General features: G+C 54.3%; 3 protein-coding genes. All 3 read right to left on the bottom strand.

What is annotated here, in order from left to right:
• Positions 1-127: 127 nt before the first annotated feature.
• Positions 128-1,090: a hypothetical protein gene (locus tag IQ256_RS28800; protein ID WP_193859113.1), complete on the bottom strand. Its 963-nt coding sequence runs from the start codon at positions 1,088-1,090 to the stop codon at positions 128-130.
• A complete protein-coding gene (locus IQ256_RS28795; RefSeq protein WP_193859112.1) occupies positions 1,087-1,608 on the bottom strand; it encodes a phage tail protein in 522 nt (173 codons plus the stop codon). Before IQ256_RS28795 ends, IQ256_RS28800 begins: the two co-directional genes overlap by 4 nt.
• Positions 1,608-2,620: hypothetical protein (locus IQ256_RS28790; protein ID WP_228025387.1), on the bottom strand; the 1,013-nt coding region annotated here is incomplete at its 5' end. The genes IQ256_RS28795 and IQ256_RS28790, both read right to left, overlap by 1 nt.

The following is a 2,620-nucleotide window of genomic DNA, read 5'->3' as shown; positions in this document are numbered from 1 at the left end:
GGGTGGGTCTCGGTGTGTGGCGACAGAATACTGAATAATGTCTGTTTCAGCGAATTTCATATCATCTCCTAATGAAAGACATACCTTAAACAACTTCCATAAACATTCGAGCTTCTCTTTCAAGCCATCATCCCGTACCAAACTGAATGCGGGCTCGCAAGTCTACTTTCAGCCCTACATCCGCCTTCAAACCGCTGCTGCCCGCGCCTAAAATTTGTCCACCAACTTGGACACTAGAGCTATCACCTGTCGCTGCGCCGGGGGTGGGCAATAGCCGCAGCGGATCGAGTCGAACAGAAGAGGCTGTTGTATCTTTCAGGCCGCTAAAGGCGGCTTCGGTTGATCCTAAACTAGCGGAGATATCGCCCGCACCGACTGAAAGGCCACCGGAAAGCCCACTTCCACCTAGCGACAAGCCGCCGCTAGAACTGCCAGACGAGAAAGCGACCGGGCCTTTTAGATCGATGCCTTCTGGCATGGCGATCGCACCTGAGGGAAATCGCATGCTTTCTTGATTGTTGAGCGCGGCTAGGGCTCGGCCTGCGGCAGGATTCCCGCCTTTGGTGGCTAGCTCAGTCGTACTTTGAGGCGTGCTTTGATTACTAGGGACATCTACAGTATCGGGGCTCAGAGAATCTTTGCCGTCGAAATTACTGTTGACCGACGGTTCAAAAACAACATCTTGCTGTGAGAGCGTCAGATTAATACTCGATCGCAGCGGTACGCCCGTCGGTGCAAAGAAATCAATGGTTTCTTTAAAAGATTCCAACATTCCCTTAAAGCTGTAGGCACCCCATTCAAACTGTACGACTGGTGGCGCTTTCTCGTCGTTTGGCTGCATAAACTGTGCGATCTGGCTGGTGGCAATGCGGACATCGCTGCCGTCGTGGGTGGTGTCAAATATCAGCGCCATCGACAGTTTGCCACTGCTCTGGCTAACAAACTGTTTCTTTTTGCTGCCCTGGCCTTTCTCTTCTAGAGTATTGGTGATTGTGTAGTCTAGCGACACCGGGTTGAAGTGAACCGAGATTTCACTGCCGCTATTGGTGCCGCTGATGACTTTGAATAGTGCCTTTTGAGTTGCTGTCATTGTTTCTCTCCTCCGACGGCTGAGGTCTCTTGTACCAGGCTCAGCCCTTCATGCACCAGGTGCAGTTCTTCTACGCCGACTTCTGAGCCGCGAGCGTTGAGGTCTGCTGCCTTAAACTTTGTCGGCATGGCTTTATCTAGCTTCCAGGCCAGTCGCTCTTCGCCTTTGTGGTTGTACATGCGGATGATGGCCGCTAGCCGATAGCTATAGCCCTCGTCTTTGGTGACTAGCTCAAACCATTTCCACAAGTCGCGGGTGGTGGTCATGCCCCGCTTCAGGATGACGGTAGAAAAGGTCACTGCCCCGGCCCGCTGAGCGTCGCCGTAGTTGCGTCCGCCTTCTTTGATGACTTTCGGTTCCATATTGGCTTCTAAGCCGCTACATTCCGAGAAGGCTCCGCTGCACAGCGGCATGGGGTCACCGCCGCCAGTCATCAGCGGATCGGTTTGAAAATCTACGTGGAAGCGAAAAACGTGAAGCGGATAAAGCTGATTCTCTTTGACTTCGCTAGGAATCATCACGCGGCCTCCCCGATTTCTGTTTTGACCAAGGCGGGCAGCAGTGAGCTTTGTGCGTTGTCATATAGCGTCAGAGTCAGGGTAATTCGCTCTAGCGGCAGGGCCGGGGCAAATTCAATTCGGGCGATCGCACGGCCATTGTCCAGATCGTTCTGTGTCATTGTGGTGCGATCACATCTCACCAAATACGCCTCCGCACTCGATCCACCGCGAAAAGCTCCCGCTAAGAACAAACTTTCCATCAGCCCGCGCAGGCTTTCTTCTAACTGGCTCCACAGGCGCTCTCCTGACGATTCAAACACCAGCGCTTCACCCAGGCGAGTGGCCGCTTTTAAAATGACGCCAATCAGTCGATGAACGCTAGCAGGACGCACCGATTCCTCTAGGCTAGTGGTCACATCCGAGAGCAGTTGCAGACCGTTGGGAGTCGGCCCAAACAAAGAGACTCTTTCGATCAGAGATTTCTCGGCGTAGCTAGGCTGATAGAGCTGCGATCGCCCCAGCGTCGGCACAAATTCAATCACGTCACTGAATGCCCCACTTAGCGGTAGCGTCGCCGCGCTGCGATAGGTTCCCTGAATCAGCGCATTACGAGCCAGCAATCCTACCAGCACCCCGTCTGGACTTTCCAACTGTTCTGGCAGACCGACAGCGCCGAGAGATCGCACCCAGGGATAGACGAGCTGCACCGTCCGGCTAACCAGTCCCGCCTCTGATTTGTTTGCAGGGGATGTGGTAAGCGCCGCTAGATCTTGCGATTTCTCTAAAAAGTTCAACAGATTCGCGGCGGCGGCACTTTCTGGCTGGGGGAGTGGAATTGCGGCCACTAGCTGCACCGAACGCAGCGAGGCTTGTGCCCTTCGCGCTGTCAAGAAGTTAGCGACTAAGTTCAGCGCCTTGGCCCAGTCTCGATAGCCCGTTTCACCGCATCGAGGCGCAGGGATAGTGCTGAGCCGAGAGTCACTTGGTGGCTCAGCCTGTGGGCTAGAACAGGCGGTGAACTGTTCAATGG

The organism is cf. Phormidesmis sp. LEGE 11477 (genome assembly GCF_015207105.1).
Lineage (GTDB): Bacteria > Cyanobacteriota > Cyanobacteriia > Phormidesmidales > Phormidesmidaceae > Phormidesmis.
This window is presented reverse-complemented; position numbering and strand designations above follow the sequence as displayed.